At 66.6% G+C, this 26,218-nt stretch carries 21 protein-coding genes, 2 tRNA genes, 1 pseudogene and 1 riboswitch; of the genes and pseudogenes, 19 read left to right on the top strand and 5 right to left on the bottom strand.

Going from position 1 to position 26,218, the window contains the following annotated elements:
• Positions 1-3: 3 nt before the first annotated feature.
• Positions 4-456 carry a DUF1249 domain-containing protein gene (locus AAG092_RS08120; protein WP_110683490.1) on the bottom strand — a complete coding sequence of 151 codons (453 nt, stop codon included), beginning with the start codon at positions 454-456 and terminating at the stop codon, positions 4-6.
• A complete protein-coding gene (locus AAG092_RS08115) occupies positions 447-1,046 on the bottom strand; it encodes an NUDIX domain-containing protein (protein ID WP_110683491.1) in 600 nt (199 codons plus the stop codon). The genes AAG092_RS08120 and AAG092_RS08115 overlap by 10 nt, the downstream gene beginning before the upstream one ends.
• Before the next feature lie 256 nt (positions 1,047-1,302).
• Between AAG092_RS08115 and AAG092_RS08110 the strand changes: the two genes are divergently transcribed.
• The 8 genes from AAG092_RS08110 to AAG092_RS08075 all read left to right on the top strand — a co-directional run bounded on the left by AAG092_RS08110 (position 1,303) and on the right by AAG092_RS08075 (position 11,636).
• Positions 1,303-2,181 carry a PAS domain S-box protein gene (locus AAG092_RS08110; RefSeq protein WP_373389271.1) on the top strand — a complete coding sequence of 293 codons (879 nt, stop codon included), beginning with the start codon at positions 1,303-1,305 and terminating at the stop codon, positions 2,179-2,181.
• 226 nt (positions 2,182-2,407) lie between these two features.
• Positions 2,408-4,156: a ThiF family adenylyltransferase gene (locus tag AAG092_RS08105; RefSeq protein WP_373389269.1), complete on the top strand. Its 1,749-nt coding sequence runs from the start codon at positions 2,408-2,410 to the stop codon at positions 4,154-4,156.
• A gap of 2 nt (positions 4,157-4,158) precedes the next feature.
• Positions 4,159-5,373, top strand: coding sequence for an acyl-CoA dehydrogenase family protein (locus AAG092_RS08100; RefSeq protein WP_373389268.1), 1,215 nt, complete (start codon positions 4,159-4,161; stop codon positions 5,371-5,373).
• Positions 5,370-7,895 (top strand): RND family transporter, encoded by a 2,526-nt coding sequence (locus tag AAG092_RS08095; protein WP_373389267.1) that lies wholly within the window; start codon positions 5,370-5,372, stop codon positions 7,893-7,895. Before AAG092_RS08100 ends, AAG092_RS08095 begins: the two co-directional genes overlap by 4 nt.
• Entirely contained in the window at positions 7,888-8,775 is an 888-nt protein-coding gene (locus AAG092_RS08090; RefSeq protein ID WP_373389266.1) for a hypothetical protein, read from the top strand. The genes AAG092_RS08095 and AAG092_RS08090 overlap by 8 nt, the downstream gene beginning before the upstream one ends.
• Positions 8,776-8,786: 11 nt before the next feature.
• Positions 8,787-9,569: an outer membrane lipoprotein-sorting protein gene (locus AAG092_RS08085; RefSeq protein WP_110683497.1), complete on the top strand. Its 783-nt coding sequence runs from the start codon at positions 8,787-8,789 to the stop codon at positions 9,567-9,569.
• Complete coding sequence (locus AAG092_RS08080; protein ID WP_373389265.1) at positions 9,569-10,774, top strand: DUF1302 family protein; 1,206 nt, start codon at positions 9,569-9,571, stop codon at positions 10,772-10,774. Before AAG092_RS08085 ends, AAG092_RS08080 begins: the two co-directional genes overlap by 1 nt.
• Positions 10,775-10,886: 112 nt before the next feature.
• On the top strand, positions 10,887-11,636 hold the full coding sequence (locus AAG092_RS08075; protein ID WP_373389264.1) for an RsiV family protein: 750 nt from the start codon (positions 10,887-10,889) through the stop codon (positions 11,634-11,636).
• A 56-nt stretch (positions 11,637-11,692) separates the two neighbouring features.
• Here the strand turns inward: AAG092_RS08075 and thiC are convergent, their stop codons facing one another.
• On the bottom strand, positions 11,693-13,576 hold the full coding sequence (thiC, locus tag AAG092_RS08070) for a phosphomethylpyrimidine synthase ThiC (protein ID WP_110683500.1): 1,884 nt from the start codon (positions 13,574-13,576) through the stop codon (positions 11,693-11,695).
• Positions 13,577-13,656: 80 nt separating this feature from the next.
• Positions 13,657-13,763: riboswitch (TPP riboswitch) on the bottom strand.
• 198 nt (positions 13,764-13,961) lie between these two features.
• Between thiC and AAG092_RS08065 the strand changes: the two genes are divergently transcribed.
• The 3 genes and pseudogenes from AAG092_RS08065 (at position 13,962) to AAG092_RS08055 (ending at position 17,483) form a co-directional block, all read left to right on the top strand.
• Positions 13,962-15,407: a TolC family outer membrane protein gene (locus tag AAG092_RS08065; RefSeq protein WP_373389263.1), complete on the top strand. Its 1,446-nt coding sequence runs from the start codon at positions 13,962-13,964 to the stop codon at positions 15,405-15,407.
• 210 nt (positions 15,408-15,617) lie between these two features.
• Positions 15,618-16,625, top strand: a pseudogene (locus AAG092_RS08060) (HAMP domain-containing protein); the annotation flags it as partial.
• A complete protein-coding gene (locus AAG092_RS08055) occupies positions 16,599-17,483 on the top strand; it encodes a methyl-accepting chemotaxis protein (protein ID WP_373389573.1) in 885 nt (294 codons plus the stop codon). The pseudogene AAG092_RS08060 and the gene AAG092_RS08055, both read left to right, overlap by 27 nt.
• A gap of 102 nt (positions 17,484-17,585) precedes the next feature.
• On the opposite strand, the gene AAG092_RS08050 is transcribed toward AAG092_RS08055, so the two are convergent.
• Both AAG092_RS08050 and AAG092_RS08045 read right to left on the bottom strand, forming a co-directional pair.
• Positions 17,586-17,672: transfer RNA gene (locus tag AAG092_RS08050), tRNA-Leu, on the bottom strand.
• 106 nt (positions 17,673-17,778) lie between these two features.
• A tRNA-Leu gene (locus AAG092_RS08045) sits at positions 17,779-17,865 on the bottom strand.
• 196 nt (positions 17,866-18,061) lie between these two features.
• Here AAG092_RS08045 and rnr point away from each other — a divergent pair.
• From rnr to alr, 8 genes are all read left to right on the top strand, one after another.
• Positions 18,062-20,545, top strand: coding sequence for a ribonuclease R (gene rnr, locus AAG092_RS08040; RefSeq protein WP_373389262.1), 2,484 nt, complete (start codon positions 18,062-18,064; stop codon positions 20,543-20,545).
• Positions 20,542-21,294 carry a 23S rRNA (guanosine(2251)-2'-O)-methyltransferase RlmB gene (gene rlmB, locus AAG092_RS08035; RefSeq protein ID WP_110683504.1) on the top strand — a complete coding sequence of 251 codons (753 nt, stop codon included), beginning with the start codon at positions 20,542-20,544 and terminating at the stop codon, positions 21,292-21,294. Before rnr ends, rlmB begins: the two co-directional genes overlap by 4 nt.
• A gap of 170 nt (positions 21,295-21,464) precedes the next feature.
• Entirely contained in the window at positions 21,465-21,878 is a 414-nt protein-coding gene (gene rpsF, locus AAG092_RS08030) for a 30S ribosomal protein S6 (RefSeq protein ID WP_110683505.1), read from the top strand.
• 28 nt (positions 21,879-21,906) lie between these two features.
• The gene (gene rpsR / locus AAG092_RS08025; RefSeq protein WP_021701047.1) at positions 21,907-22,137 is read left to right on the top strand and encodes a 30S ribosomal protein S18; all 231 of its coding nucleotides are present in this window, start codon (positions 21,907-21,909) and stop codon (positions 22,135-22,137) included.
• A gap of 34 nt (positions 22,138-22,171) precedes the next feature.
• On the top strand, positions 22,172-23,041 hold the full coding sequence (locus AAG092_RS08020) for a hypothetical protein (protein ID WP_110683506.1): 870 nt from the start codon (positions 22,172-22,174) through the stop codon (positions 23,039-23,041).
• Positions 23,042-23,062: 21 nt separating this feature from the next.
• The gene (rplI, locus tag AAG092_RS08015) at positions 23,063-23,509 is read left to right on the top strand and encodes a 50S ribosomal protein L9 (RefSeq protein WP_110683507.1); all 447 of its coding nucleotides are present in this window, start codon (positions 23,063-23,065) and stop codon (positions 23,507-23,509) included.
• A gap of 151 nt (positions 23,510-23,660) precedes the next feature.
• Entirely contained in the window at positions 23,661-25,055 is a 1,395-nt protein-coding gene (dnaB, locus tag AAG092_RS08010) for a replicative DNA helicase (protein WP_110683508.1), read from the top strand.
• Between the two features lie 85 nt (positions 25,056-25,140).
• Positions 25,141-26,217 (top strand): alanine racemase, encoded by a 1,077-nt coding sequence (alr, locus tag AAG092_RS08005; protein ID WP_110683509.1) that lies wholly within the window; start codon positions 25,141-25,143, stop codon positions 26,215-26,217.
• The last annotated feature ends 1 nt before the right edge of the window (position 26,218 follow it).

The following is a 26,218-nucleotide window of genomic DNA, read 5'->3' as shown; positions in this document are numbered from 1 at the left end:
TGATCACAGGACGGGTATCAGCTCGTGACCGCAGGCGATGCAGTGGCTCAGCCACTCGCCGAGGAACAGGTTGAGCTGGGTCTTCTCGTCCGGCTGGTGCATGGCCGCGTTGGGGTAGGGGTAGATGCCGCGGAAACGCCGGGCATTTTCCGCGCCTATCACTTCGGCCATGCGCGCGTCGTGGTAGGCACGCACTTCCAGGCGCGGCACCGGCAGCCAGGGCAGGCTGTGCTCCTGGCGCACTTCCAGGGTGGTGGTGTAGGGGCAGTTCTCGGTGACGCGGATCAGCAGCACGCCGAGCAGCAGGTCGCCCTGGCTCAGGGCCACGCGTCGCTCGCCCTGTGCCTCGCGCATGTCCGGCAGTAGGCGCAGCAGGCGCGCGTAGTTGGCTTCGCAAGCGGCCTGCAGCTCGACCAGGTCGACCCGGTAGCGCTCGCGCAGCAGGTTCATGACCACAGCCCTCGCACTTCGGCGCGGTTCAGTGCCAGCCACTGCAGGGCGATGATGCTGGCGGCGTTGTCGATACGGCCGTCCTTCACCGCCTGCAGGGCGTCCTCCAGCGGCCAGACATGCACGCGGATGTCCTCGCCTTCCTCGGCCAGGCCATGCACGCCGCCGACTCCCAGGCTGTCGCAGCGGCCGACATAGAGGTGCACGCGCTCGTCCGAGCCGCCAGGGGAGGGATAGTACTGGGTGATCGGCCACAGCGCGGTCAGCTGCAGGCCGGCTTCTTCCTCGGCTTCGCGGTGGGCGACGTCCTCGGGCTGCTCGCCCGGGTCGATCAGCCCGGCCACCAGCTCCAGCAGCCAGGGGTTGCTGCTCTTGTCCAGGGCACCGACGCGGAACTGCTCCACCAGCACCACGGCGTCGCGCTGCGGGTCATAGGGCAGCACGCAGACCGCATCGTGGCGCACGAACAGTTCGCGGCTCAGCTGCGGGCCCATGCCGCCGGCGAACTGGCGATGGCGCAGGTGCAGGCGGTCCAGGCGGTAGAAGCCCTGAAAGCAGGTCTCCCGCTGGATCAGCTCGACATCGGCCTGTGACATGTATCCCCCTCGTGTATCGCAGCGGGGCCCGCGCCCCGTGTCGGTAATGGTGCTGAATGTGCGCGCCGCGCTGGTGCTTTGGCAAGCTGGCGAAACGCCTGCGGCACTGGAGGTTCGCCGGCTTCCTGCTTAATGGCCGCAACATGGCGGCAGATATGCCGAATTGCCGGGCATTTCGCAGATGAAAGCCTTTTTCATCGGATGTCGCCGAGTATACTCGGAGCGGCCCATGGCGACTTCAACAGGGAGGTGTGGAATGCGCGCTGCCGAGCTGATCGATCTGCTCAAGCAATACGATCCGGACACGGATATCCCGGTGGCCTACACCGACGCCGAGTTCGGTGCGCAGCCCGGGCTGCAGGTCGCCAGCTGCTATAGCACCGGCGACACGCGCTGCTACCAGAACCTGGTAGAGCAGGCTCAGGAAGGACTGGTAGTGCTCGATCCCTTCGGCCGCGTCACCTACATGAACCCCTTCATGCAGCAGTTCCTCGGCTATGCCCCGACCGAGGTGCTGGGCCGGCCGCTGGCCCAGGTGATCAGTGCCGACCTGGTCGAGGTGGTGTTGATGCAGCGCCGCCAGGGGCCCTCTGCCGAGCGCTATCCGATGCGTATCCAGGCCGGTGATGGGCAAGTGCGCTGGGTGCAGATGAGCGCCGCCCCCATCCCGAGCGCCGACGGCAGCGATCGCGGCAGCCTGCTGACCATCACCGACATTTCCCACCGCGAGAGCCATGCCGACAAGCTCGGCGACCAGGAGAGCCTGGGGCAGAAGGTCTGGCGCATCTCCGAGCAGCTGGACAGCCTCAGGTCCCTGCGCATGAACCTGCTGGCCGAGCTCGCGGCCCTGCAGGATTCGCCGCGCATCGCCGCCACCCCCTACTGGCATCAGCAGCGCTATCTCTACCTGGTGCGTCCGCAGAAGGATGGCAAGCGCGTGCGCGAGTACATCGGCGCACAGCCGGAGCGGATCAGCGAGGCGCTGGCCGCCGTACGCCGCGAGCAGCGCTACCAGGAGGTATGCCGTGAACTGCAGGACATGGAGGAGAAGATCCGTACTTCCACCTTCAAGCTCGACAGCTTTCTCTGGGAGCTGGCCAGGGTGCCGCAGGATCTGCACAAACTGGTGAGCTAGAGCCTCGCGAGCGACTTTTTCGATGACAGTTGCATGACCGACCGCCCCATTACGGGGCGGTCGTCGTTTGTGGGCGTCAAATTTCTGTGATCACATATAAAATATATATATAAAACAACATCTTGCGTAATTGTCTGGTTAATGACAGCGAGCTCCCATTGGTCCTTGTTGTGCCATTAAAACGCTGAATAGGATGCCCGCCTTCCCATTCAGCAGGACGCAACCCATGACCCATCCACAGCCTCCCCTGGATCACGACCAGTTCTACCGCGAACTCACCCTGCGCAATGCCGGGTTCATCAGCAGCGACGACCAGTGCGGCCTGCGCGAGGCGGTGATTCTCATCGCCGGCTGCGGTTCCACCGGCGGCAGCGTGATCGAGCTCCTGGTGCGCAGTGGCGCCGAACACCTGATCCTCGCCGACAACGGCAGCTACGAGCTGAACAACGCCAACCGGCAGAACATGGTGGCTAGCGACGTCGGTCGGGCCAAGGTCGAGGTATTCGCCGAGCGCGTGCGGCAGATCAACCCCTATATCAAGCTGGAGCTGCACGGCCATGGCGTCACCCCGGACAACGTCGAGGCCATGGTCGCCCAGGCCGACGTGGTGGTGGACGCCATCGACGTCACCGGCCGCGCCGGCCTGGAGATGAAGTTCCTCCTGCACCGCATCTGCCAGCGCCAGTACAAGCCGGTGGTCTGCGGTTACGACATGGCCGCCGCGCAGTACATTCCGGTGTTCGACTACCGCAACCCGGACCTGCAGGTGCTGGACAACCAGCTGAGCGCCGAGCAGGTGGCCACCCTCGATCCGATGCAGGCCTGCAGCTTCCTGGTGCCGGTGGAATGCGTGCCGCTGGAGATGTACGCCGAGCTCGACCGCCACTTGGCCGGCAAGGACTACACCTCGCAGCTGGGTATCGCCGCCCACCTGTTCGGCACCCTGGCCACCGCGCTGGTGCTCGACCTGGTCAATGATCGCCCGGTGCGCGATGCCATCTATGTCGACGTCTGGGAACTGACCCGGCGCCGCGACGCCCAGGCTGAACGCGAGCACCAGCAGCAGCTGGAGCAGGGGCGCCAGGCCCTGGCGCAGTGGCGCCAGCTGCCGCCGGAGCGACCCGATGCGTTCTTCCTCGAACGCTCGGTGAAGCACTACCAGGCGCCACTGCTGGCCGGCCTGCAGGGCTACCAGCAGTTCTGCATCGACCGCCGCGCCGGCATCGCCACCTATGCCATTCCCAACTACCAGCTGGACAACAAGCTGACCCGCCAGCTGCTGCGCTTTGCCTTCGTCCATTACGCCAAGGTCGGCTTCATCAACCCGCAGGTGGCGGCGCTGCGCCAACTGCATGCCGAGCCGCTGGAGCACCTGGCCCAGGAGGACGTGCATATCGTCCTGGTACGCGACAGCGACCAGCAGCTGCTGGCCTATTCCACCCTCAAGGCGCCGATCGCCCGCGGCAAGCGCTTCGACGACGAGCAGCGCCCGGCCTTCGGCGTGGAGACCGCCTTCGGTCGGGACCTCTACGCGCAGATCGGCGAGCTGCAGGACCTGCCGGTGGAACAAGTGCGCGAGATCGGCCGGGTGACCAAGGCCCAGGTCGGCGACCCGGTGCTCGAGGCCAAGGCCGGCATGCTCTTGCTCAGCGCCTACGGCCGCCTGCTGTGCCGCGCCGACAGTGGTGTGGCGGCGATGGTCGGCGACGGCGAACGCCAGGTGACCCTGCGCAACCTCAGCTTCTTCGGCTTCCGCCCGCAGATCATGCCGGCGCGTACCGCCTGCATCCCCGCCGAACACCTCTACGCCAACCGCTACCAGGGCCGCGAGGTGCATCCCTTCTGGCTGCGCCTGGACGCCATCGACCACCAACGGGTGGCGCAGATCGAGGCGCTGATCAAGCTCGAGGGCGACGAATTCCTTTCCCGGCTGCGCGACGCCAAGCAGCAGAACACCCTGCACATAGGAGCATGAACATGAACGGTATCTGGAACGAACAACAGCAGGCGATTCGCGAACACTACCTGCGGGTCGGCCGCGAACTGGTGCGCCCGACCTCGGCCCAGCGTGATCAGGAACTGGGTTTCGACCGCGAGCTGTGGCGCGCCCTGGGCAGCAGTGGCCTGTTCGGCGTACACATGCCCGAGCGCTTCGGCGGCCAGGGCCTCGGCGTGTGGGAATTCTCCGCGGCGCTGGAGGGGTTCTCCGAGGGCTGCCAGGACATGGGCGTGCTGGTCTCCTTCGTCGCCCAGGTGGCGCTGGTGCAGGCCGCGCTGCTCAGCTACGGCAGTGAGACGCAGCTGCAGCGCTGGCTACCGCCGCTGATCAGCGGCGAGAAGATCGGCTGCTTCGCCATCACCGAGCAGGGCTGCGGCTCCGACGTGCGCTCGCTGAAGCTGGCGGCCAGCCGCGATGGTGCCGGCTACCGCCTCAACGGCATGAAGTGGAACATCACCAACGCCCCGGTGGCCGACATCTGCATGACCTTCGCCCGTCTCGAGGAGGCCGGCCCCAACGCCATTTCCTGCTTCATCACCGAGACGGCCGCCCCCGGCCTGGTGCAGTCCGCGCCGTTCGAGCTGATGGGCAACCGCGGCACGCCGATCGGCAGCCTGACCTTCAATGACGTGGCGCTGGCCGCCGACAGCCTGGTCGGCAGCGAAGGCCAGGGCCTGCGCGTGCTGTACTTCGGCTTCCTGGTCGAGCGCATCTTCACCGGCGTGTCCATCGTCGGCTGCATGCAGCCGGTGATCGACGAGTGCCTGCAGTACAGCCTCAAGCGCGAGGCCTTCGGCCGGCCGATCAGCGACAACCAGTACGTCCAGGGCCACATCGTGCAGGCCTACACCCAGCTGGAGCTGTTGCGCAGCGTGGTGGTGCGCGGCCTCGCCGCCCTGGAGAAAGGGCAGGACTGCTCGACCCTGGCCTCGATCATCAAGATGCTGGCCAGCGAGGCGATGCACGAGGCCTGCCTGAATGCCATGCGCATCCACGGCAACTACGGCTACCGCCGCGACTTCCACTTCGAGCGCCTGCTGCGTGATTCCATCGGCCTGTTCTTCGCCGGCGGCACCAGCGAGATCCACAAGACGGTGATCTGGGCCAACCTGGTGGCCGAGGCGCAGAACCGCAGCAAGGCCAAGGACGACCTGCGCCTGGACGCCTATACCGGCGCAGGAGCCGCCGCATGAAGACCCGCGCCTTCACGCTGCTCTCCAGGATGCTGCACCGGCCCTGGCTGATGCTCGCCATCCTGCTGCTGATCACCGCTGCGGCGGTGGTCGCGATGGGGCGCCTTGAGATCAACAGCACGCCCTACATGATCGACAAGAGCCACCCCAGCCGGATGGCCGATGCCGACAACAAACGGCTGTTCTCCAACACCGGCGAGCAGGCCTTCGTCGCCCTGGAAAACCCCCAGGGCAATATCTTCAACCCGGACAGCCTGCAGCGGGTGGCCGAGCTGACCCGTGCCTTCCAGGCCATCGAGATGGTCCTGCCGGCCGACAGCGACAAGCTGCGCGCGCTGGCCGAGGATCCGCGCCTGCAGGCTGATGTCGAGGCCATCCTCGAAGGCGGCCTGACCCCGGCCGACCAGCCGCGCCTGGCCACGCTCAAGCAGCGCCTGGCCGAGGCCGGCGAGCTCAGCCATACCCAGGAAGCCTGGCTGGACAGCCTGCACACGCGCCTGGTGCCGATCCGTAAGGTGCGCAGCCTGGTGACCATCGAGAACCTGCTGACCATCGACGAGGCGCTCGACGTGCATCCGCTGATGCCGCGCGTGCCCACCGACCAGGCCGGGCTCGACGCCCTGCGCGCCGAGGCCATGGGCAACCCGCTGTTCCTCGACAGCCTGGTCTCGCGCGACGGCAGCGCCACCACCATCCAGGTCGAGTTCAACATCGCCCAGGACGACTCGCCGGCCATGCTGCAGGTGTACCAGGCCATCGTCGACATCACCGACAAGGTGCAGGGCGACGATCGCATCTACCTCAGCGGCCCGCCGATGATCGCCGCGCAGACCGCGTCGAACATGGAGCAGGACAACCAGACCCTGCTGCCGGCGGTGCTGCTGGTGATCCTGCTGGTGCTGTTCGTCAGCTTCGGCCGCGTGCAGGGCGTGGTGGTGCCGCTGCTGATCGCCGTGCTGAGCCTGATCTGGACCCTCGGCCTGATGGCCGCCTGCGGGGTGAAGCAGAACATCATCACCTCGATCATGCCGGTGTTCATCATCTCCATCGCGGTATGCGACGCCATCCACTTCCTTGCCGACTACTACCGCAACCTGCCGCCCGAACCGGATCGCCAGGCACGCATCGATACGGCTGCGCACGTGATGCGACAGCTGTTCTGGCCGATGTTCGTGACCTCCACGACCACCCTGGGAGGGTTCCTCTCGCTGGCCTGGACCGATGTCACCTTCATTCGCGAGTTCGGCCTGTTCACCGGGATCGGCATCTTCTTCGCCTGGCTGATCACCATCGTCTTCCTGCCGGCGCTGCTGATCCTCTGGCGGGCCGAGGCCCCGCGCCACGGCCTGCTGGCCAGCGACCGCCTGGACCGCATGATCGCGACCCTCGGCCGCTTCGCCCGCTACGGCAGGCGCCTGGCCTTCGGCATGCTGGCGGCCATCCTGCTGTGTGGCTGGTACGTGGTCGAACACCTGACCGTGGACAACCAGGTGATCGGCTACTTCGAGGACGATAGCCGCATCCGTCAGGACGACGCGGCGATCAACGCCCTGTTCGGCGGCACCACGCCGATCAGCGTGATGATCGAAAGCGACAGGGCCGACGCCTTCAAGGATCCGGCGGTGATCCAGGGCGTGGCCAGGCTGCAGGAACACCTGCGCCAGCAGCCGCTGGTCGGCTTCACCTATTCGCCGGCCGACTTCGTCAAGCGCCTGCACCAGGTGACCCAGGAAACCTTCGCCGCCGAGCAGTACCGCCTGCCGGCCGACATCAGCGCGACCCTGCTGGCGCAGTACTACCTGCTCTACGAGAACGCCAATGGTCGCGACCTGTTCGACGTGGTCGACCGTCGCTTCCAGAACGGCCGGGTGCTGGCGATCCTGCATACCGATCGCTCTTCCGAGGTCGGTGCGGTGATGCGCGATGCCCTGGCCAAGGCCCGCGAGGTGCTGCCGGCCGGCATGACCGTGCGCGTGTCCGGCTATGGCGAGGTGCTGGTAGCCACCACCGATGCGGTGGTGTGGGGGCAGGTCAGCAGCATCCTGTTGTCGCTGGCGCTGATCGCGCTGATGGTCATGGCCATGTTCCGCTCGGTGCGCCTGGGCTTCGCTGCGCTGCTGCCGCTGCTCTTCACCCTGGTGGGCATCGGCGCGCTGATGGCGCTGACCGGCACCGACCTGGATATCGGCACCTCGATCATCGCGGCGATTTCCGTGGGTATCGGTATCGACTATGCCATCCACGTGATCGCCGCGATGCGGCGCAGCCGGGGTACGCCGGAGCAGGTGACCCAGTCGGCATTGCAGCACAGCGGCAAGCCGATCCTGATCAACACCTTCGCGCTGGGCCTGGGTTTCCTGGTGCTGTGCCTGTCGGGCTACCAGTCGCTGGTCAACCTGGGGCTCTTCATCTCCCTGACCATGCTGCTGGCCGCACTGTTCGCCTTGCTGGTACTGCCGGTCTTCGTCAATGCCGCCCGGGCGGCACAGGCCGAGGCGCAGCTGGAGCCGGCCAATGCGTAAGCACCTGCTCTGGCTGCTCTGCCTGGCCCTGCCGGCCGGCGCCCAGGACTGGCTGGCGCTGACCCTCTACCCGGGCGGCGAGCTGTACCAGGCCGGGCACCTGCAGCGCCTGGTCGGCGCCACGCAGAACCTGTGGGAAGTGAAGGATGCCCGGGGGCGCACGCCGATCCAGTCCCTGGACAGCCTGGCCAGCACCAATGCCATCGCCGCCCAGGGTGACGACGTGCGCTTCCGTCGCCTGATCGAGACCCGCGAGCTGACCCCCGCGGGCCTGCAGACCCTGGCCGGGCTGGTGGAGCGCCATCCGCTGCTCGGCCCGCGCCTGGTCACCAGCGCCGGCGACGGCACGCACTTCTGGCTGCGCCTGGCGCGGCCCTATGCCGAGGCGGACAAGGCCGAGCTGCTGCAGCACTACGCCAGGCGCCTGGCCGCCGACTTCGCCCCCGGCTGTCGGGTAGCCAGCGGCGCCGAGGGCGCCCTGCAGGGCCTGCACCTGCAGGAGTGGGCGCTGCAGGCCGCAGGGCCGGTGCCACCCCATAGCGTCACCCTGCAGGCACTGCAGCAGGCTACCGCGAGCCTGCGCCAGCGCAGCCTGCAGGCCTACTCGGCCGCCGACATCCTGGTCTACCTGCGCCAGGTGCTCAATGGCGAGTCCGGCCTGCCGGCCAGCGACGGCGAGGTGGCGCAGTTCTACCTGGTCGCCGAGAGCCTGCGTAGCCGCGACCTGCAGGACCTGGCGCGGCCGGACTTCCAGCGCCTCAAGCTGGTCGCCCTGGGCCGCGAGCACGCCGAAGTCCCGAGCCTGCCCGGCTACCACCTGGAGACCACCGCGCAGTGGTCGTCCACCCCGAACAGCTACCTGACAGTCGACTGTCGTTAAGGAGTTTTGCCATGCGTATTTCCCTGCTCGCCCTCGGCCTGCTGCTGAGCTTCCCGGCCCTCGCCGAGGCCCTCGACCCCGCCGCCATCATGCGCGCCGTGCGCGACCGCGACGAAGGCCAGGACCGCCGCTCCGAGGTGACCCTGGTGCAGACCATGGCCGACGGCTTCGTGCGCGAGCGCAAGCTGCTGATGCTGGAGAAGGAGTACGGCGAGGAGCGCAAGTCCACCCTGTACTTCACCGCGCCCAGCGATACCGCCGGCACCGGCATCCTCATGCACAGCTATGCCGAGGCCCAGGCCCGCGAGGACGACCAGTGGCTGTACCTGCCGGCGCTGCGCAAGACCCGGCGCATCGCCACCAACTCCAAGGAAGGTCCGTTCCTCGGTACCGACTTCTCCTTCGCCGACATCGAGCGCATGCGCGTCGACGACTACCAGTACCGGCTGCTGCGCGAGGAGGAGTACAAGGGCCGCCCGGTCTACGTGATCGAAGCGCGCACCGCCGACGGTCTGGAAAACCCGCGCACCGGCTACAGCCAGCGCCTGGTGTACGTCGACCGCGAGCGTCAGCTGATCCTGCGCGACGAGTTCTTCCGTGGCGGCCGCCAGATCAAGACCTTCGAAGTGGTCGATGTGAGCCAGGTGGAAGGTTTCTGGACGGTCAACGAATCGTTGATGAGCAACCTGGTCGAGGGTGGCCAGACCCGCCTGCTGCGCACCGCCGCCGACTACAACCTGGACCTCGGCGACCAGAACTTCAGCGAGCGCGCCCTGCGCAACGGGATTCGCTGATGCGCGCACCCTTGCTCGGCCTGTCCTGTGCCCTGTTCAGCCTGCCGCTGGCCGCCGCGGGCCTGAGCGGTCGCGGCCACCTGGAGGACGGCTACCACCACGACACCACCGGCGCCAGCAGCTCCGGCCACCGCGTCGAGGCGCTGCTGGAAAGCCGCATCAGCCAGGGCAACTGGACTCTCGACAGCGTGCTGCTCGGTCGCTACCGCAGCCAGTACGACGATGCCGGCGGCAAGCTGGAGGATCGCATGGAGTCCGATCAGGACCTGCGCGAACTCTACCTGACCTGGGTCGGCGACAACTGGCAATGGCGCCTCGGCCAGCAGCAGATCGCCTGGGGCCGCGGCGACTACTTCCGCCTGGTCGACGTGCTCAACCCGCTGGACCTGCGCGAGTTCCTGCTGCCCTACATCGACGACTACTCCCTCGGCCGGCAGACCCGGCCGATGGCGGTGGTGGAGGTCTACGGCGACAGCCTGGAACAGCAGTTCGTCGTCGCGCCCAGGGCCAAGACCACCCGCTACGCCCCGGCTGGTGCCGACTTCGCCATCGCCGGGCGGCCGGAGGGGCTGGACGAGGACGACGAGCACGAGCGCCCGGACATCGGCTGGCGCGGCAAGATGCTGGTCGACGGCACCGACCTGGACTTCTACCTGTTCGACGGCCTCAGCCCCGACCCGCTGTATGTGATGGATGAGGGGCAGATGGTCGAACAGCAGCGCCGGCGCAGCCTGGTCGGCGCCTCGTTCGCCCGCCCGGCCGGCGACTGGGTGGTGCGCGGCGATCTGGTGCACCTGTTCAACGAACCGCTACAGACCCCGGAAGGCGCGGAGAACGTGCCCAAGTCGGCGGCGCTGCTCGGCCTCGACCTGACGCGCAACGAGTGGACGGTCAACCTGCAGGCCACGGTCAGCCACCGTCATGGCGCGCCGGACAGCCTGCCGCGCGAGACCGGCTGGGAAGCCTCGGCGGCGCTTCTCAAGGACTGGTCCAAGCAGCGCCTTAACGCCGGGGTGCTCTGGCTGTACAACCGCGAGGTGCAGAGCAGCCACCTGGTCAAGGCCAACCTCGGCTACCGGCCCTGGAACCAGTGGTACCTGGAGGCCGGCTACATCGCCTTCAGTGGCGGGCAGAGCACCCAGTACGGCCAGTTCGACAACCGCGACCGTGTCTACCTGCAGGTGCGCCGCGACTTCAGCCTGTGATTCGGCCCACTTGGATGGCGCCGCGCGGGCGGCGACAATGGCCGCCGCCGCACCCGGGAACGCCGGGTGCGGCGTGCAGTCGAAACGCCCGTCGCCGTCCCGAGGAGAATCCATGCGTGCCATCGCCGTTGCCGGCCTGCTGTCCCTGTCGCTCCTGCTCAGTGGTTGCCAGGCATTGCTGCTCGCCGCCAAGCCCGACTCGGGGTTGGCCGTCAGTCGCCAGGCCTGGGAGCACCGCGCGCCGGGCTGCGAGGGCAAGGACTGCGCGCTGATCAATATCGATCTGCAGACCTTCGACGATCTGCCGGAGCTCAACGCGCGCATCGAGCAGGAGCTGCTCAAGCTGACCATCGAGCTGCCGGGCGATCCGCCGCCACCCTCGCTGGCGCTCTACGAGCAGGAGTTCCTGGCCACGGCCAAGCCGGGCTGGATGAGCTACCTGCAGGCCAAGGTGCTGGAGCAGCACGGCCGCCTGGTGGTGATCGAGCTGTCCAGCTACCGCTTCACCGGTGGCGCCCACGGTATCCCCGGGCGCGCCTACCTCAACTACGACCGCGACAAGGGCCGCCTGCTGAGCCTCGATGACCTGTTGTTGCCGGACGAGCAGGTCGCCTTCTGGCAACAGGCCGAGCTGGCGCACCAGACCTGGCTCAAGACCAATGGCCTGGACCAGGACCTGGACTACCAGGCCGAATGGCCCTTCGTGCGCACCGCTAACGTCGCCCTGCTGCGCGGCTCGGTGATGCTCAAGTACGAGGTCGGCCGTATCGCCCCCTACTCCAGCGGTCATCCCGACCTGCGCATTCCCTACGCGCGGCTGAACGGCATCCTCAAGCCCATCTACTTTCCCTCGCCGCGCTGAACGGCGCACATGAAAAAGCCGGGGCATGCCCGGCTTTTTCAGCTCTGCAGCGCGGCTCAGACCTGCTTGTAGATCACCGCGCCTTCTTCCTTGAAACGCTCGGACTGCTCGGCGAAGCCGGCCTCGATGGCCTTCTGCTCGTCGGTCAGGCCGTGCTCGGCGGCGTACTCGCGCACCTCCTGGGTGATCTTCATCGAGCAGAACTTCGGCCCGCACATGGAGCAGAAGTGCGCCACCTTGGCCGACTCCTTGGGCAAGGTCTCGTCGTGGAAGGCACGCGCGGTGTCCGGGTCGAGGCCGAGGTTGAACTGGTCTTCCCAGCGGAACTCGAAGCGCGCCTTGGACAGGGCGTTGTCGCGGATCTGCGCGCCCGGGTGGCCCTTGGCGAGGTCGGCGGCATGCGCGGCGATCTTGTAGGTGATGATGCCGGTCTTCACGTCATCCTTGTTCGGCAGGCCCAGGTGCTCCTTGGGCGTGACGTAGCAGAGCATGGCGCAGCCGAACCAGCCGATCATCGCCGCACCGATGCCCGAGGTAATGTGGTCGTAGCCGGGGGCGATGTCGGTGGTCAGCGGGCCGAGGGTGTAGAAGGGCGCCTCGTCGCAGCATTCCAGCTGCTTGTCCATGTTCTCCTTGATCAGCTGCATCGGCACGTGGCCGGGTCCTTCGATCATGGTCTGCACATCGTGCTTCCAGGCGATCTTGGTCAGTTCGCCGAGGGTTTCCAGCTCGCCGAACTGCGCGGCGTCGTTGGCGTCGGCAATCGAACCCGGACGCAGGCCGTCGCCCAGCGAGAAGCTGACGTCGTAGGCCTTCATGATTTCGCAGATTTCCTCGAAGTTCGTGTAGAGGAAATTCTCCTTGTGATGCGCCAGGCACCACTTGGCCATGATCGAGCCGCCGCGGCTGACGATGCCGGTGACCCGCTTGGCGGTCAGCGGCACATAGCGCAGCAGCACGCCGGCGTGGATGGTGAAGTAGTCCACGCCCTGCTCGGCCTGCTCGATCAGGGTGTCGCGGAACAGCTCCCAGGTCAGGTCCTCGGCGATGCCGCCGACCTTCTCCAGCGCCTGGTAGACCGGTACGGTGCCGATCGGCACCGGCGAGTTGCGGATGATCCATTCGCGGGTCTCGTGGATGTGCTTGCCGGTGGACAGGTCCATGACCGTGTCCGAACCCCAGCGGATGCCCCAGGTCAGCTTGGCCACTTCTTCTTCGATCGAAGAACCCAGCGCCGAGTTGCCGATGTTGCCGTTGATCTTCACCAGGAAGTTGCGGCCGATGATCATCGGCTCCAGCTCCACATGGTTGATGTTGGCCGGGATGATGGCGCGGCCGCGGGCGATCTCGCTGCGGACGAACTCGGGGGTGATTTCCTTGGGGATACTGGCGCCAAAGCTCTGCCCGGCATGCTGCTCTTTCAGCAGGCCGGCCTCGCGGGCCTCGGCCAGCTTCATGTTCTCGCGGATGGCCACAAACTCCATCTCGGGCGTGATGATGCCCTGCCTGGCGTAGTGCATCTGGCTGACGTTCTGCCCGGCCTTGGCGCGGCGCGGGTTGCGCACGTGGGCAAAGCGCATCCTGGCCAGCTCGGCATCGTTCAGGCGGCGCTGGCCGAACTCGGAGGACAGACCCGGCAGCTTCTCGGTGTCGCCACGATCCTCGATCCAGGCGCTGCGTACGTCCGGCAGGCCCTTGCGTACGTCGATCTGCACGGCGGGGTCGGTGTAGGGGCCTGAGGTGTCGTAGACGGTGACCGGGGCGTTGATCTCGCCACCGAAGGCGGTGGGGGTGACGTCCAGGCTGATCTCGCGCATCGGCACGCGGATGTCCGGGCGCGAACCCTGCACGTAGACCTTCTGCGAACGGGGGAAGGGCTGTACGGACTGCTGGTCGACCTGTGCGCTTTCGCTGAGGTTCTTCTGGTGTTGCACGCTCATCGGCTTCTCCGGGCTGGTTGTCGGAGCGAACCTGAAGGCGGCGGGCGCACCGGGAGCGGTGCCAGAGGGGGTCGCCAGGGCGGCGAGCACATCTTGTTCCCTACGCAGGCCTTAACCTGATCAGGTTCAACGGGATCCGGAACTGTCCGATCTCAGCCCACGACTCTGGGCACCCCGACAAGAACTGCCGGCAGTCTAATCAAGCATGTGATGGAACACCAATGGGCATCCGGCGTTTCGTCGGGAATTCGCAACCTGGCCGGTGGGATGTGGAAATTGTTGCAGTCAGGCAACAAAGCTTGTTGCAAACTGTCCGGCGGCCGCCTTGACCAGCGTCGGCGGCCACCTTAGCCTTGCCCGATTACCCCCGTATCTAGGATTGATCATGCTACGCAGACTCTCTCTGGCGCTCGCAGTAGCTGCTGCCACCACAGGAATGGCCTGGGCCGAAGACGCCCCCCTGGCAAGCAAGACCGACCTGGTCACCGTCTATAACGAGGCGGTGAAGAACAACGCCGACCTGGCCGCCGCACGGGCCAACTACGAAGCGATCCGCGAGGTGGTGCCGCAGGCGCGCGCTGGTCTGCTGCCGAACCTGTCCGCTGGAGCCGATGCGACCAATACCGACACCCAGGTCGATCGACGCGATATCGATGATCTGGATGCCTCGCGCAGCGGCCTGTCCTACCAGGCCAACCTGAGCCAGCCGCTGTTCCGCGCCGACCGCTGGTACCAGTTCCAGGCGGCCAAGGCCACCGACCAGCAGGCGGCCCTGCAGCTCTCGGCCACCGAGCAGAACATGATCCTGCTGAGCGCCGAGACCTATTTCGCCGTGCTGCGCGCCCAGGACACTCTGGCTTCGACCAAGGCCGAGGAAGCGGCGTTCAAGCGCCAGCTGGACCAGGCCAATGAGCGCTTCGATGTGGGCCTGTCGGACAAGACCGACGTGCTCGAAGCCCAGGCCGGCTACGATACCGCCCGTGCCAACCGCATCCTCGCCCAGCGCGCCGTGGAGGACGCCTTCCAGGCCCTGGTCACCCTGACCAATCGCGAGTACGCCTCCATCGAAGGCATCCAGCACACCCTGCCGGTACTGGCGCCGACGCCGAACGACGCCAAGGCCTGGGTGGATACCGCCGCTCAGCAGAATCTCAATCTGCAGGCCAGCAACTACGCGGTCGATGCCGCCGAGGAGACCCTGCGCCAGCGCAAGGCCGGTCATGCGCCGACCCTGGATGCCGTGGCCCGGTACCAGAAAGGCGACAACGACTCCCTCGGCTTCACCAACAGCGACCTGGCTGCACCCTATAACGGCGACGCCGAGCAGACCAGCATCGGCCTGCAGCTGAACATCCCGATCTACAGTGGCGGCCTGACCAGCTCCCAGGTGCGCGAGGCCTTCCAGCGCCTGAGCCAGAGCGAGCAGGAGCGCGAGAGCTTGCGCCGGCAGATCGTCGAGAACACGCGCAACCTGCACCGTGCGGTGAACACCGACGTGGAAACCGTACAGGCGCGCCGCCAGTCGATCATCTCCAACCAGAGCGCCCTGGAAGCCACCGAGATCGGCTATCAGGTCGGTACCCGCAACATCGTCGACGTGCTCGATGCTCAGCGCCAGCTGTACAGCTCGGTGCGCAACTACAACGACGCCCGCTACGACTACATCCTCAACAACCTGCGCCTGAAGCAGGCCGCCGGCACCCTGGCGCCGACCGACCTGGAGGCCCTGTCGAGCTTCCTCAAGCCGGACTACGACCCGGACAAGGACTTCCTCCCGCCGGACCTGGCCAAGGCCGCCGAAGCCCAGCTCAAGGGCAACCCGGAGTACTGAGTCGAACCAGTGAAGAAAGCCCCGCCCCGCGCGGGGCTTTTTTTTATGCTGGCATTTGGCCTATACCTTGCCTTAGCTTCAGCTTTGCCGAATGCGGCCGATGCACAGGCATAGGGTCGCCCGACCGGAGGGAGTTCCGCAGTGTCCGTTCTGTTCTCGCTGTTGCGCAGCCGCCTGCTGCGTCCTGTATTCATTGCCCTGGGGCTGGCCATGCTGGCCCAGGTCGGCCTGGCCGTGTGGCTGACGCGTGCCACCGTGGACGGCCTGGTCAGCGATCTGACCGAGCGCCTGGGGGGCGAAAGCCAGCGCCTGGCCGGCGAGCTGGGCAGTGCCGAGGAGGAGATGCGCGCCGGCCTGGCCGCACTCTCCACCAATACCCGCGAGCGCCTGGCCAGTGGTCTGTCCGGCCAGCTCAAGGACGAGCAGGCGCAGCTGCGCCAGGTGCTGGAGCAGAACCTTAAGCAGTCCGGCAACTCCATCGCCCAGCTGCTCGCCGGTGTCGCGCCCAAGGCCATCTGGGACAACGATGCTCCGGCGCTGACCGCGCTGACTCGCATCGTCCAGCGTGATCCTGCAGTGCTCTTCGCTGTGTTCTACGACGCCCAGGGTCAGCGCCTGACCCGCAACTTCAACCGCAGCAGCCCGCGGGTGCGCGAGCTGGTGGCGGCCGGGCAGGGCGACACGGCGCTGGCCAAGCTGGTCGACGCCGCCTCCCGCGACCCCAAGGTGCACATGGTCGAAGTCGACATCAACCCGATGGGCGCTTCCATTGGCAAGGTCCAGCTGGGCATGTCGCTGGATGGCGTGGAGCAGGAGCTGGGCGCCCTGGATGCGCGCTTCGCCACCCTGGTCGGCAGTGCCGGCGAGCTGGTCGACAAGAGCCTCTCGGGGGCTGCCCAGGAAAGTACCCAGGCCCTGCAGCAGCGTCTGCAGCTGGCCGAGCAGGCTACCGCGGACATGGCGCGCAACGGCAGCGAGACCGTGCAGCAGGCGGCCGACAGCCTGCGCTGGCGTATCGCCAGCGGCCTGCTGGTGGTCGGTCTGCTGACCCTGGCGGTGGTCGCTCTGGTGCTCGGCTGGCGTGTGCTCAGCCGCCTGCAGTTGTTGATCGTCGCGCTCAAGGACCTGGCCGCCGGCGAGGGCGACCTGACCCGCCGGGTGCAGCTGGACAGCAACGACGAGGTCGGCGAGATGGCCGACGCGGTCAACCAGTTCATCGCCAAGCTGCAGCCGATCGTGCGCGAGGCCGGCGAAGTGGCCCAGCGTACCGGCGAGGAGATCCGCAGCCTGGCCCAGCGCAGTGCGGCGGCGGAAGCAGCGGCCGGGCGCCAGCGCGACGAGGTGGCCGGCAGTCTGCAGGCCCTGGAGGAAATGGCGGCGGCGGCCCAGGCCGAGAGCCAGGCCATGCACGATGCCCAGCAGCGGGTCGCGGCGATCCGCCAGGCGGCCCACGAGAATGCGGCCATCGCCGCCAAGGTCGGCAGCCTGATCGAGGCGCTGGTGGCGCGGGTGGAGAGCGGCTCGGCGGTGATCGAGAAGCTGGCCAAGCAGAGCGAGCAGATCGAGGTGGTGCTGACGGTGATCCAGTCCATCGCCGAGCAGACCAACCTGCTCGCGCTGAATGCCGCCATCGAGGCGGCGCGGGCCGGGGAGAGCGGCCGCGGCTTCGCCGTGGTGGCCGACGAGGTGCGTGCCCTGGCGAGCAAGACCCAGCAGTCCACCGGCGACATCCAGGCGCACATCACCGCCCTGCAGCAGGGCGCCCGCGAGGCGGTGGCGGTGATCGGCCAGGCCGGTGGCCAGGCAGCCGAGGGTCTGCAGGCCCTGCGCGACAGCGCGCGCCTGCAGCAGTCGGTGCAGGCCTCGGTGGACGAGGTGCACGGCGCCATCGACACCGCCACCCGCTCGGCTGCCCACCAGGCGGACGGCGCTTCGGCGGTACGCGGTCGGGTCGAGGTGATCCACAGCGAGGCTCAGCGCGCGGCCCAGGCGGTCAGCGAGACGGCGGCCAGTGGTCGGGTGGTGGATGGACTGGTCAGCCAGCTGAAGGCCAGCTTCGCCCAGTTCAAGGTCTGATGCTACGGATTGGCGGGAGCGGCCTGGCTGCTCTCGTCGAGAGGGTTTTCAGGCGGCAGAAACGAAAAAACCGAGCCATTGGCTCGGTTTTTTCTTGAAGAGTGGTGCCCAGGAGAAGACTCGAACTTCCACGGTGTTGCCACCGCTAGGACCTGAACCTAGTGCGTCTACCAATTCCGCCACCTGGGCACATTGCGACGATCGCTCGCCGGCTTTTGCAGCATTCACCGCTTTTGACGGTACGGAAGCTGCTCCGTTAAATGCGAAACCGAGCTGTCGCTCGGTTTCTGAAGAGTGGTGCCCAGGAGAAGACTCGAACTTCCACGGTGTTGCCACCGCTAGGACCTGAACCTAGTGCGTCTACCAATTCCGCCACCTGGGCACGGGAAACTATGATTACTCGGTCGTTTCCGTGTTACAACGTCTCAGCAACGTTGTGGGCGCGAACTATACGGACGCCGTTTTTGCTTGTAAACCCCTGACGGCGAAAAAATTATTGTGCTGACCCCCGATGCCGTTTCGCGCTTCAATAGGGGTATGGCACACCCTCTATATATGCGTAAAGGTGATTTCACTTAATGGCCGATTGGCAATCCCTCGATCCTGAGGCCGCCCGCGAGGCGGAAAAATACGATAACCCGATTCCCAGCCGCGAGCTGATCCTGCAGCACCTGTCCGAGCGCGGTTCCCCCGCCGCCCGCGAGGAGCTGGTGGCCGAATTCGGCCTGACCACCGATGAGCAGCTGGAAGCGCTGCGGCGCCGCCTGCGCGCCATGGAGCGCGATGGCCAGCTTATCTATACCCGCCGCGGCACCTACGCCCCGGTGGACAAGCTTGACCTGATCCGCGGCCGCATCAGCGGGCACCGCGACGGCTTCGGCTTCCTGGTGCCGGACGACGGCAGCGACGACCTGTTCCTCAGCCCGGCCCAGATGCGCCTGGTGTTCGACGGCGACCGCGCGCTGGCCCGCGTCTCCGGCCTCGACCGCCGCGGCCGCCGCGAAGGCGCCATCGTCGAGGTGATCGAGCGTGCCCACGAAACCATAGTCGGGCGCTATTTCGAGGAGGCCGGCATCGGCTTCGTCGAGGCCGACAATCCGAAGATCCAGCAGGAAGTGCTGGTCACCCCGGGGCGCACCGCCGGCGCCAAGATCGGCCAGTTCGTCGAGATCAAGATCACCCACTGGCCGACCGCGCGCTTCCAGCCGCAGGGCGACATCGTCGAGGTGATCGGCAACTACATGGCGCCGGGCATGGAGATCGACGTGGCGCTGCGCAGCTACGACATCCCGCATGTCTGGCCCGAGGCGGTGCTCAAGGAAGCGCGCAAGCTCAAGCCCGAGGTGGAGGACAAGGACAAGGAGAATCGCGTCGACCTGCGCCATCTGCCGTTCGTCACCATCGACGGCGAGGACGCCCGCGATTTCGACGACGCCGTCTACTGCGAGAAGAACAGCGGTCGCTGGAAGCTGTTTTCCGGCGGCTGGAAGCTCTATGTGGCCATCGCCGACGTGTCGCACTACGTCAAGGTCGGCTCGGCGCTGGACGAAGAGGCTTCGAAGCGCGGCAACTCGGTGTACTTCCCCGAGCGCGTGGTACCCATGCTGCCGGAGGAGCTGTCCAACGGCCTGTGCTCGCTGAACCCGCAGGTCGATCGCCTGGCCATGGTCTGCGAGATGAGCATGTCCAAGTCCGGCGAGCTGGTCGACTACCAGTTCTACGAGGCGGTGATCCACTCCCATGCGCGGCTGACCTACAACAAGGTCAGCTACATGCTGGAGCAGCCCAAGAGCAGCGAGGGCAAGGCCCTGCGCGAGGAGTACAAGCAGGTCCTGCCGCACCTCAAGGAACTCTACGCCCTGTACAAGGTGCTGCTGGCCGCCCGCCACGAGCGCGGCGCCATCGACTTCGAGACTCAGGAGACGCGCATCGTCTTCGGCGCCGGGCGCAAGATCGCCGAGATCCGCCCGACCCAGCGCAACGACGCGCATAAGCTGATCGAGGAATGCATGCTGGCGGCCAACGTGGCCACCGCGCGCTTCATGCTGGATCACGATATTCCCTCGCTGTACCGTGTGCACGACGGCCCGCCGGCCGAGCGGGTGGAGAAGCTCAAGGCCTTCCTCGGCGAGCTGGGCCTGGCGCTGCACAAGGGCAAGCAGGGGCCGGTGCCGAAGGACTACCAGAAGCTGCTGGCCAGCATCCAGGGGCGCCCGGACTTCCACCTGATCCAGACCGTGATGCTGCGCTCGCTGAGCCAGGCGGTGTACAGCGCCGACAACAACGGCCACTTCGGCCTCAACTACGAGGCCTACACCCACTTCACCTCGCCGATCCGCCGCTATCCGGACCTGCTGGTGCACCGCGCCATCCGCAGCGTGATCCGCTCCAAGCGCGAGACCAAGCACGTGCAGCGCGCCGGTGCGGCGAGCATGCCCAAGGCGCGCATCTATCCGTACGACGAGGCGGCCCTGGAGAAGCTCGGCGAGCAGTGCTCGATGACCGAGCGCCGCGCCGACGAGGCCACCCGCGACGTGGTCAACTGGCTGAAGTGCGAGTTCATGCAGGATCGCGTCGGCGAGACCTTCGAGGGCGTGATCACCGCGGTGACCGGCTTCGGCCTGTTCGTCGAGCTGAAGGACATCTATGTCGAGGGCCTGGTGCACGTCACCGCGTTGCCGGGTGACTACTACCACTTCGACCCGGTGCACCACCGCCTGGCGGGCGAGCGCAGCGGCCGCAGCTTCCGTCTCGGCGACAGCGTGGCGGTCAAGGTCATGCGCGTCGACCTGGACGAGCGCAAGATCGACTTCGAACTGAGCGAAGGCAAGGCCGACAAGGCGCCGGCGCCCCGCGGTCGCGGCGGCGATAGCCGCAAGAAGGCGCCCGGCCCGGGCAATACCGACGTGCAGAAGAGCCGCGACGTGAAGAAGGCCCTGCTCGAGGGGGCCAAGCAGGGTGGTGGCAAGGGTGGTAAGCCCTCGTCCCATCGCAAGGGCGCGCCCAAGGCCGGTGGTGCTGCCGACGGCGGCAAGCCGAGCAAGCGCAAGGCCAAGCGATGAGCCAGCTGGAGAGGGTCTACGGCGTACATGCCGTCGAGGCGCTGCTGCGCCACCATCCCAAGCGGGTCAAGCAGCTGTGGCTGGCCGAGAGCCGGCATGATCCGCGGGTGCAGAGCCTGCTCGAACTGGCCGGGCAGAACCGCGTGGCGGTGGGCCACAAGGACCGCCAGGAGCTGGACGAGTGGGCCGAGGGCGTGCACCAGGGCGTGGTCGCCGAGGTCAGCCCGAGCCAGGTGTGGGGCGAGAACATGCTCGACGAGCTGCTCGAGCGCAGCGAGGGGCCGGCGCTGCTGCTGGTGCTGGACGGCGTGACCGACCCGCACAACCTCGGCGCCTGCCTGCGCACCGCCGACGCCGCTGGCGCCCAGGCGGTGATCGTGCCCAAGGACAAGTCGGCCACCCTCAATGCCACCGTGCGCAAGGTGGCCTGCGGTGCGGCCGAGGTGATCCCGCTGGTGGCGGTGACCAACCTGGCGCGCACCCTGGAAAAGCTGCAGAAGAAGGGCCTGTGGGTGGTCGGCACCGCCGGCGAGGTCGAGCAGGAACTGTACCAGCTGGACATGACCGGGCCCACGGTGCTGGTGATGGGCGCCGAGGGCAAGGGCATGCGCCGCCTGACCCGCGAGCACTGCGACTACCTGGTGAAGCTGCCCATGGGCGGCAGCGTCAGCAGCCTCAACGTCTCGGTCGCCACCGGCGTGTGCCTGTTCGAGGCGGTGCGCCAGCGCCGCGCGGCGGGCAAGGTCTGATCAAATAATCGCCAATTCGCCTTGCGCGCGGCAGGGGGCTTCTCTAGAATGTCGCCCCTTGCCGTGACGGCAGGCGCTTGCGCGCCTTCGCTTCGGCAAGTCCAAACGAGTCATTCACTCCTTGCCTGACCACATTACCGTTGGCAGGCTGCAACCCGTAAGGAGCATTCATGCGTCATTACGAAATCATCTTCCTGGTTCACCCGGACCAGAGCGAGCAAGTCGGCGGCATGGTCGAGCGTTACACCAAGCTGATCGAAGAAGACGGCGGCAAAATCCACCGTCTGGAAGACTGGGGTCGTCGTCAGCTGGCCTACGCCATCAACAACGTTCACAAGGCTCACTACGTGATGCTGAACGTCGAGTGCAGCGGCAAGGCCCTGGCCGAGCTGGAAGACAACTTCCGCTACAACGACGCCGTGATCCGTAACCTGATCATCCGTCGCGACGAAGCCGTTACCGGCCAGTCCGAGATGCTCAAGGCCGAAGAAAACCGCAGCGAGCGCCGCGAGCGCCGTGAGCGCGTTGAAACCGAATCCGCCGAAGGCGAAGACGGTGACAACAGCGACAACGCTGACGAGTAATCCACGGATCTATTGAGGAGCCACATTCATGGCACGTTTCTTCCGTCGTCGTAAATTCTGCCGTTTCACCGCCGAAGGCGTGAAAGAGATCGACTTCAAGGATCTCAACACCCTGAAGGCCTACATCTCCGAAACCGGCAAGATCGTTCCCAGCCGTATCACCGGTACCAAGGCCAAGTACCAGCGTCAGCTGGCCGTTGCTATCAAGCGCGCCCGCTACCTGGCCCTGCTGCCCTACACCGACAGCCACGGCCGCTGAGATCGGGTCGTTCGAGAGCTGAGAGATAGATCGCATGCGCGCCTTTGCTGAATTCGTGATGCGCGGCCGCATGCAGGCCACCCTCGGGGTGGCGGGTTCCATAGCTGTACCGTTGTTGTTCTGGCTGGGTGCCGCCGGTGGTGGTTTGGTGCTGCTGCGGCGTGGCCTGAGCGACGCGTTGAGTATTCTGTTCTGGGCGTTGTTGCCCGCCTTGCTCTGGTGGTACCTCGGTGATCCGAGCATCCTCCTGATCATGGCCGGTACGCTGGTGCTGGCGCAGGTTCTGCGCGCCACCACCTCCTGGGTCTGGGTGCTGTTGTCCAGTGTCGTGCTTGGCATGGTGTTCATCGCGTTGTTGAGCACCGTATCCCGAGGGCTGATCGAGTCGCTGGTGGACGCTGTCCGCCCGATGATTCCCCAGCTGATGAAGGATCTGCCGGCCGACCAGCTCGCCGCTGTACAGGAGTCGCTGAAACCGACTCTGACGGGGCTGATTGCGTCCTCCTTCCAGGCCGCATCGTTGCTCTGTCTGGTACTGGCGCGCTACTGGCAGGCGGCGCTGTTCAACCCCGGCGGCTTCGGACAGGAATTCCGCGCGGTTCGCTTGCCCCCGGCTCTGGCCATCGCTCTGCTGGCCGGCGTGCTCCTCGCTCCGGCGTTGGGCGTCGAGGCGGCTGCGTTGTCACCGATCTGCATGGTGCCGCTGCTGTTTGCCGGTGTCGGGCTGGGTCATGGGTTGATCGCCCTGAAGCGTCTTTCCAGCTTCTGGGTCATCGGTCTGTACGTGGCGGTATTGCTGGCTGGGAACCTGATTTGTCTGTTGGCGGTTATCGACGGTCTGTTTGATTTTCGCGGACGCCTCGCGCGCAAGAACGGCGCCGGCCCCGCGAACGGTGAAGGTTAAAAGTTAAGAGGTAAGACCCAAATGGAAGTTATCCTGCTGGAAAAAATCGCCAACCTGGGCAACCTGGGCGACAAGGTGAACGTCAAGGCCGGTTACGGCCGTAACTACCTGCTGCCGCAGGGCAAGGCCACCGCCGCTACCGCCGAGAACGTTGCTGCGTTCGAAGCCCGTCGCGCCGAGCTGGAAGCTGCCGCTGCCGCGAAGAAGGCTTCGGCCGAAGCGCGCGCCGCTCAGCTGGCCGAGCTGGAAGTCACCATCACTGCCGTGGCCGGTGACGAAGGCAAGCTGTTCGGTTCCATCGGTACCCACGACATCGCCGAAGCCCTGACCGCTTCCGGCGTGGAAGTGAGCAAGGCCGAAGTGCGTCTGCCGCACGGCACCATCCGCCAGATCGGCGAGTTCGACGTTGCCGTGCACCTGCACACCGACGTCGAAGCCACCGTCAAGGTGGTCGTGGTAGCTGCCTAAGGCATGCGACCTGCGGGCTTGCACGAAGGTGCGGGCCTGCCGACAATCGGGCACTCATCGCATACGCGGTGCGTGCCCGTTGTTTTTTGCGAGAGCCTTTTGCAGAGCCCGCCTCCGTAAAAGCCTCTGAGTTCCCGGAATCACAGGTGCCATGAACGACATCAGCATCCCTCAGCAATACGATCTGGAAACCGCCGCCCTCAAGGTGCCGCCGCATTCCATCGAGGCCGAACAGGCCGTGCTGGGCGGCCTGATGCTCGACAACAACGCCTGGGAGCGGGTCTCCGACGCGGTCTCCGATGGCGACTTCTACCGGCATGACCACCGGCTTATTTTCCGCGCCATCTTCACCCTGGCCGAGCGCAACTCGCCGTTCGACGTGGTGACCCTGTCCGAGCAGCTGGACAAGGAAGGTCACCTGAGCCAGGTCGGCGGCCTGGCCTACCTCGGCGAGCTGGCCAAGAACACCCCCTCGGTGGCCAACATCAAGGCCTACGCGCAGATCATTCGCGAACGTGCCACCCTGCGCCAGCTGATCGGCATCAGCAACGACATCGCCGACATGGCCTATGCCCCGCAGGGCAAGAGCGCGGTGGAGGTGCTCGACGAGGCCGAGCGGCAGATCTTCCAGATCGCCGAGGCGCGGCCCAAGGCCGGTGGCCCGGTGGGGATCAACGAGATCCTGGTCAAGACCATCGACCGCATCGACGAGCTGTTCAACACCAACGAGGGCCTGACCGGCATCTCCACCGGCTTCACCGACCTTGATGGCATGACCAGCGGCCTGCAGCCGGCCGACCTGGTGATCGTCGCCGGCCGTCCGTCCATGGGCAAGACCACCTTCGCCATGAACCTGGTGGAGAACGCCGTGCTGCGCACCGACAAGGTGGTGCTGGTGTTCTCCCTGGAGATGCCCAGCGACTCGATCGTGATGCGTATGCTCTCCTCGCTCGGTCGCATCGACCAGACCAAGGTGCGTTCCGGCAAGCTGGACGACGACGACTGGCCGCGCCTGACCTCGGCGGTCAACCTGCTCAACGAGCGCAAGCTGTTCATCGACGACACGGCCGGCATCAGCCCGACCGAGATGCGCGCCCGCGCGCGCCGCCTGGCCCGCGAGCACGGCGAGATCGCCATGATCATGGTCGACTACCTGCAGCTGATGCGCATCCCGGGCTCCAGCGGCGACAACCGCACCAACGAGATCTCCGAGATCTCGCGCTCGCTCAAGGCCCTGGCCAAGGAATTCAACTGCCCGGTGATCGCCCTGTCGCAGCTCAACCGCTCGCTGGAACAGCGCCCCAACAAGCGCCCGGTCAACTCCGACCTGCGTGAATCCGGGGCGATCGAGCAGGACGCCGACATCATCATGTTCGTCTACCGCGACGAGGTGTACCACCCGGAGACCGAGTACAAGGGCGTGGCCGAGATCATCATCGGCAAACAGCGTAACGGTCCCATCGGCACCTGCCGCCTGGCCTTCATCGGCAAGTACACGCGCTTCGACAACCTCGCCCCGGGTATGTACAACTTCGAGGAAGACTGACCTCCGCGCAGGACTGATCCTGCGCAATGAAAACGGGCGCCCAGCGGTTAAGATGGGCGCCCGTTTTCGTTTGCGGAAGAGTCCCATGCGCCCCCTCGTCGCCACCATCGATCTGGCCGCCATCGTCCACAACTACCAGCTGGCCAAGCGCTGCGCGCCGGGGCGCCAGGCCTTCGCGGTGGTCAAGGCCAACGCCTACGGGCACGGCGTGCGCGAGGTGGTCAGCGCCCTGCACGGCGAGGCCGACGGCTTCGCCGTGGCCAGCCTGGAGGAGGCCGCCGAGGTGCGTGCCCTGCACGGCGAGGCGCGCATCCTGCTGCTGGAGGGCTGTTTCGCCGCCAGCGAGCTGCCGATGGCGGCGCACCTGGGCCTGGACCTGGTGGTCCAGGGGCCGGAACAGGCCGAGGCCCTGCTTGCCGCCGAGCTGGCGCGGCCGCTGAATATCTGGCTCAAGCTGGACTCCGGCATGCACCGCCTGGGCCTTGCGCCCGATGCCGTGCGCGAGCTGTTCCCGCGCCTGCGCGGCGCCGCCCAGGTGGCCGAGCTGAACCTGCTCAGCCACTTCGCCTGCGCCGACGAGCGCGGCCACTCGCTGACCGAGGTGCAGCTGGAGTGCTTCCTCGACCTGCTCGACCTGGACTTCGACCAGCGCAGCCTGGCCAACTCGGCGGCCCTGCTGATGATTCCGGCCGCGCACATGGACTGGCTGCGCCCCGGCATCATGCTCTACGGCGCCTCGCCCTTCGCCGACCTGTCCGCCGTCGAGCTGGGGCTGCGCCCGGCCATGAGCCTGAGCGCCGAGCTGATCGCCGTGCGTGATATCGCCCCGGGCGAAAGCGTCGGTTATGGCGCGACCTGGGTCGCCGCGCGGCCATCGCGCATCGGCACGGTCAGCTGCGGCTACGCCGACGGCTACCCGCGCCATGCGCCGAGCGGCACCCCGCTGTGGGTCGGCGGGCGCCGCGTGCCGCTGGCCGGACGGGTATCGATGGACATGCTGACGGTCGACCTCACCGACCTGCCCGGGGCGGCGGTCGGCGATGCGGTGGAGCTGTGGGGGGCCAACCTGCCGGTCGACGAGGTGGCCCGCGCCGCCGGCACCCTCGGCTACGAGCTGCTGACCAAGGTGACGGCCCGGGTGCCGCGGCGCTACTTCTCCTGAG

Origin of the sequence: Pseudomonas alcaligenes (genome assembly GCF_041729615.1) — a bacterium.
GTDB lineage: Bacteria > Pseudomonadota > Gammaproteobacteria > Pseudomonadales > Pseudomonadaceae > Aquipseudomonas > Aquipseudomonas alcaligenes_B.
The sequence above is the reverse complement of the archived record's forward strand: the minus strand, read 5'-3'. Positions and strand labels throughout refer to the sequence as shown.

Excerpts from the sequence above, each read along its gene's own strand:
- AAG092_RS08075 (WP_373389264.1), top strand. The coding sequence starts at position 10,887 with ATGCGTGCCATCGCCGTTGCCGGCCTGCTGTCCCTGTCGCTCCTGCTC.
- rnr (WP_373389262.1), top strand. The coding sequence starts at position 18,062 with ATGGCCGATTGGCAATCCCTCGATCCTGAGGCCGCCCGCGAGGCGGAA.
- AAG092_RS08110 (WP_373389271.1), top strand. The coding sequence starts at position 1,303 with ATGCGCGCTGCCGAGCTGATCGATCTGCTCAAGCAATACGATCCGGAC.
- AAG092_RS08095 (WP_373389267.1), top strand. The coding sequence starts at position 5,370 with ATGAAGACCCGCGCCTTCACGCTGCTCTCCAGGATGCTGCACCGGCCC.
- rplI (WP_110683507.1), top strand. The coding sequence starts at position 23,063 with ATGGAAGTTATCCTGCTGGAAAAAATCGCCAACCTGGGCAACCTGGGC.
- AAG092_RS08065 (WP_373389263.1), top strand. The coding sequence starts at position 13,962 with ATGCTACGCAGACTCTCTCTGGCGCTCGCAGTAGCTGCTGCCACCACA.
- AAG092_RS08115 (WP_110683491.1), bottom strand. The coding sequence starts at position 1,046 with ATGTCACAGGCCGATGTCGAGCTGATCCAGCGGGAGACCTGCTTTCAG.
- AAG092_RS08055 (WP_373389573.1), top strand. The coding sequence starts at position 16,599 with ATGGCCGACGCGGTCAACCAGTTCATCGCCAAGCTGCAGCCGATCGTG.
- AAG092_RS08085 (WP_110683497.1), top strand. The coding sequence starts at position 8,787 with ATGCGTATTTCCCTGCTCGCCCTCGGCCTGCTGCTGAGCTTCCCGGCC.
- rlmB (WP_110683504.1), top strand. The coding sequence starts at position 20,542 with ATGAGCCAGCTGGAGAGGGTCTACGGCGTACATGCCGTCGAGGCGCTG.
- rpsF (WP_110683505.1), top strand. The coding sequence starts at position 21,465 with ATGCGTCATTACGAAATCATCTTCCTGGTTCACCCGGACCAGAGCGAG.
- thiC (WP_110683500.1), bottom strand. The coding sequence starts at position 13,576 with ATGAGCGTGCAACACCAGAAGAACCTCAGCGAAAGCGCACAGGTCGAC.
- AAG092_RS08080 (WP_373389265.1), top strand. The coding sequence starts at position 9,569 with ATGCGCGCACCCTTGCTCGGCCTGTCCTGTGCCCTGTTCAGCCTGCCG.
- dnaB (WP_110683508.1), top strand. The coding sequence starts at position 23,661 with ATGAACGACATCAGCATCCCTCAGCAATACGATCTGGAAACCGCCGCC.
- rpsR (WP_021701047.1), top strand. The coding sequence starts at position 21,907 with ATGGCACGTTTCTTCCGTCGTCGTAAATTCTGCCGTTTCACCGCCGAA.
- AAG092_RS08090 (WP_373389266.1), top strand. The coding sequence starts at position 7,888 with ATGCGTAAGCACCTGCTCTGGCTGCTCTGCCTGGCCCTGCCGGCCGGC.
- AAG092_RS08105 (WP_373389269.1), top strand. The coding sequence starts at position 2,408 with ATGACCCATCCACAGCCTCCCCTGGATCACGACCAGTTCTACCGCGAA.
- AAG092_RS08100 (WP_373389268.1), top strand. The coding sequence starts at position 4,159 with ATGAACGGTATCTGGAACGAACAACAGCAGGCGATTCGCGAACACTAC.
- AAG092_RS08020 (WP_110683506.1), top strand. The coding sequence starts at position 22,172 with ATGCGCGCCTTTGCTGAATTCGTGATGCGCGGCCGCATGCAGGCCACC.
- alr (WP_110683509.1), top strand. The coding sequence starts at position 25,141 with ATGCGCCCCCTCGTCGCCACCATCGATCTGGCCGCCATCGTCCACAAC.